Origin of the sequence: Pseudoalteromonas sp. (assembly GCF_041629635.1) — a bacterium.
In the GTDB taxonomy this organism is placed as follows: domain Bacteria; phylum Pseudomonadota; class Gammaproteobacteria; order Enterobacterales; family Alteromonadaceae; genus Pseudoalteromonas.
Genome location: NZ_JBFKMX010000216.1, coordinates 1 through 3,922 on the forward strand (window position 1 = coordinate 1; position 3,922 = coordinate 3,922).

General features: G+C 43.8%; 4 protein-coding genes and 1 pseudogene. All 5 read right to left on the bottom strand.

Annotation, left to right across the window (positions count from 1 at the left end; translation table 11 throughout):
- Window positions 1-97 precede the first annotated feature (97 nt).
- Entirely contained in the window at window positions 98-1,612 is a 1,515-nt protein-coding gene (gene thiE / locus ABYD77_RS18190) for a thiamine phosphate synthase (RefSeq protein ID WP_372771510.1), read from the bottom strand.
- A 36-nt stretch (window positions 1,613-1,648) separates the two neighbouring features.
- Complete coding sequence (locus ABYD77_RS18195; protein WP_372771511.1) at window positions 1,649-2,434, bottom strand: thiazole synthase; 786 nt, start codon at window positions 2,432-2,434, stop codon at window positions 1,649-1,651.
- Entirely contained in the window at window positions 2,434-2,631 is a 198-nt protein-coding gene (gene thiS / locus ABYD77_RS18200; RefSeq protein WP_372771512.1) for a sulfur carrier protein ThiS, read from the bottom strand. The genes ABYD77_RS18195 and thiS overlap by 1 nt, the downstream gene beginning before the upstream one ends.
- A 9-nt stretch (window positions 2,632-2,640) precedes the next feature.
- Window positions 2,641-3,642, bottom strand: a complete 1,002-nt coding sequence (locus ABYD77_RS18205; RefSeq protein WP_372771513.1) for an FAD-dependent oxidoreductase — start codon at window positions 3,640-3,642, stop codon at window positions 2,641-2,643.
- A 75-nt stretch (window positions 3,643-3,717) separates the two neighbouring features.
- Window positions 3,718-3,922: pseudogene (locus tag ABYD77_RS18210) on the bottom strand (phosphomethylpyrimidine synthase ThiC); the annotation flags it as partial.

A 3,922-nucleotide genomic window follows, 5' to 3' on the forward strand; every position in this document is an offset into this window, starting at 1 on the left:
GCCGCTTTTAATTTAAGTTGCGCATTCTCATCAATTTCTGGCAATAGTAACTGGCGAGAATAACGAATTAATTCTTGGTTTGATAACGATAACATAGCTAGTTCAGCACATTCTCAAGTTCTACAATCGCCGCTTCAGGATCAGCTGCTTCTGTAATTGCGCGCACAACAGCAATACTGCCAACGCCTGTCTTTGCAACTTCTTCAGCACGGGCTAAGTCTATTCCACCAATTGCCACTACAGGGTAATCATGCATCAGTGGTACAAAGTGTTTTAACTTTTCAAGGCCTTGAATTTGCCCCGTCATATCTTTAGTGGTGGTTGGATAAATTGCACCAAAGGCTAAATAACTTGGGCGATAATTATGCGCGCGCAGCATTTCATAAAAACCATGGGTAGATACGCCCAAGCGTATACCTGCTTGCTTAATTTCAGCCAAATTAGCGACCGAGATATCTTCTTGCCCAAGGTGAATACCATAGGCGCCATGCTTTATTGCTAATTGCCAGTAGTCATTGATAAATAAGCGCGCGTCGTATTTTTTACCAAGGGTAATCGCGGTAGCTATTTTTTCTTCAAGATCAGCATCGCTGCTATCTTTAATACGCAACTGAATGGTTTTAATGCCCACTTTTAAGCAGCGCTCAATCCAATCAACTGAATCAACAACAGGGTAAATGCCTAAGTTGCGCGTTTCTATTTTTGCAAAATCACGGGCACTCACTTGCTCTGAATCCACTGCCAGATCAAGCTCCTGACCAAGCCACGAATCCGCTTCAATTACTTCTGGGTAATCATTAATATCGTGAGGGAAACCACAATGCGCCACAGGGCCAATGCCTTGACCAAACCGCTCTGCATGCCTTAAACCTTGATTAATGTAAGCTTTAGCAAGAATAAAGGCATCTTTGAGCGGATAGTCTTTAGCAAGGTTGGCTGCAACACTAGAAGCAAAAGAACACCCTGTACCATGACTATGCGGTGTGTTAATTGCTTTATTGCCTAACCAATACTCTTCACCTTGATGAGCACCATAATCTATGCAATAGCCTTTAGGATAATCCCAATGGCCGCCTTTTATCAGCACACTCTGCACACCTAACTCTTTAAACGCTTTCGCTGCATCTTGCACTGCACTTGGGCCAATTAAATACACACCGGTAAGAATTTGGGTTTCTTGGGTATTTGGCGTGATCACATCTACTTGTGGTAATAAATGGGTTTTAATTGCTGGTAAAATATCTTCTTCAGTTAAACTGTCACCACTTGAAGCTACCGCTACTGGATCGTAAACAACAACTGGTGGCTTTTGCCAAGTGGTTTTATAGCGTTTAAGCGTATTAGCAATAAACTCTACTTGCTGTACATTGGCAAGCATACCAATTTTAATCACTTTAGGTTGTACATCTTGCTCAAGGGCGTCAAGCTGGGATTCAATCACCTTGATTGCAACACCATTAATCTCTTCCACGCCCATGCTATTTTGCGCTGTAAGTGCGGTAATCACGCTACATGCATGCACACCAAAACTTTGCGCTGCTTTTATATCAGCTTGAATTCCCGCGCCGCCACCAGCGTCAGAGCCAGCAATAGTCCAAATTAAATTACCCATTAGATCCCAATTTTAAACTGATTTATGTTGTGCGATTTACTGCTGATGCCAAAAAGGCATGCCCATTGTCGGGGTTGACGGTTTCGCAACCTCTTTTTCAGGCATTGCTTTGGCCTCATAAGCGATTCTGCCAGCGTCTACCGCAAGTGAAAAAGCCTTTGCCATTGCAATTGGGTCGCCCGCTTGCGCTACCGCACTATTTAATAATACCGCATCATACCCCATTTCCATTGCCGTTGCTGCGTGTGAAGGTAAGCCAAGCCCAGCATCCACTAGCAAAGTGGTATTAGGTAAGCGCTCGCGAATGGTTTTTAAGGCATACGGATTTAACAACCCTTTACCAGTACCAATTGGCGCGCCCCACGGCATGAGTACTTCACAACCTAAATCTACTAATTTTTGGCAAATAACTAAGTCGTCGGTGCAATACGGTAACACTTCAAAACCGTCATCAATTAGTTGTTTTGTCGCCTCAAGCAAACCAATCGGATCGGGCTGTAAATTATAGTCATCGCCAATAAGCTCAAGCTTGATCCAATTTGTTTGAAACACTTCGCGGCACATTTTGGCAAGAGTTACAGCTTCTTGCACACTATGGCAACCAGCGGTATTGGGTAATACTTTGAGACCGGTATCCTTTATCAACTGCCAAAAGTCATTACCGGCTTCAAGGGTACCTTGCCTGCGCAAGGATACTGTCACCACCTCAGCACTCGATGCTTTAATTGATTGCTGCATTACTGCTGGAGATGGATACAATGCTGAGCCAATAAATAAGCGACTAGAAAATGTTTGGCCATAAATAGTTAACGGTTTATCCATTAGCCCCCCTGTATTGGCGAGAGAATTTCAATCTGATCACCTTCTGCCAAAGTGATATCTTCGCATTGTTCTCGCGGCACAAAGATATTATTTACTGCAACCGCGTAGGGTTCGTTCGCGCCAAGCTGAGATAACAAAGCAAGCAACGTCGTATTGCTTTCAACATCGCGCTTTTCGCCATTAATTATTAAATTCATTTTGCACTCTTAGTTAATCTGCTCAAGCGCCATTTCAACCACTTTGGGCGCCAGTAAATAACCATGTCTATACAAGCCATTAATCACAATGCGCTTGCCTTGTTTTTCAACCAACGGGCGGTTATCGGGCAGGCTTGGTCTTAGCCCTGCTTGCATTTCAAGTATTTCGGCTTCAGCAAAGCCACTATGCACTGTGTATGCTGCTGACAACAATTCCATTGCTGAACGCAGCGTCATTGGTTTTGTTGATTGCGATTCAATTTCTGTCGCGCCAATTACAAATTCATGATTAGGCTTTGGCACAATATAGATTGGATAGCGCGGGTGCATTAAGCGCACAGGTCGATTAAGCGACACTTCTGGCGCATATAAGCGCACCACTTCACCGCGCACACCGCGAAGGTTTTGAAGCTCAGGTTTAGCACCTAAACCACGGCAATCCAAAATCACATCAAAGTGGTTTTCGTTGATATTGCCTGAAAACGATTCAAAGAAAGTAACCTTACCTTTTACTTGTTGGTAACTTGCATGATAAAACGCACGATTATCAAGCTGCCCTTCACACGGCAAGTAAATACCTTGGTGAAAACGCCCAGCAAGTGCGGGTTCAAGCTCGGCAAGCTGCGCACCATTAAGCTTTTTAGCACTTTGCTCTGCCAGCGGCTTTAAGCGATTCGCAAACGAGTCTAAATCGCCTTTATCTTGCTGATGTGCAACCACTAAGCTGCCGTGTTGTTGAAAAAACACCGGCTCATCTAACAACTCAAGTATCGACTGCCACAAAGGCATTGCCCGCAAGCCAAGTTCGGCTAAATCAGCTTCACATAGAATCGATTCAGCTAACGGCGCGAGCATGGCTGCAGCAACAAAACCTGCACTTTGCTCACCTGTAACCTTACCCGACTCAAATACCGATACCTGATGCTGCTTATAAAGCTGTAATGCCGCTAAGCGCCCCGTTAAACCGTAGCCTAAAATCGCTATTTTTCTTCGCTGAGTAGTCGCTATCATAATACACCCAAGCAGTTAAATAGGTTTCAGAATTCAGCACGTTTACTTGCTGAATTCTGAATGCTTATTGCTGATTTACACTTTCTGATAAATCTCAGAACCAGCCGATTTAAACTCTTCTGACTTCGCTTTCATTTCTGCTTCAACATCAATCATTTTAATTTCAATTGCATTGGCATCAGAAATATCTACGCCCTGATTTTCTAGATCTTTCGCGTAATCACGCACTTCTTGGGTGATTTTCATCGAACAGAATTTAGGACCGCACATTGAACAGAAA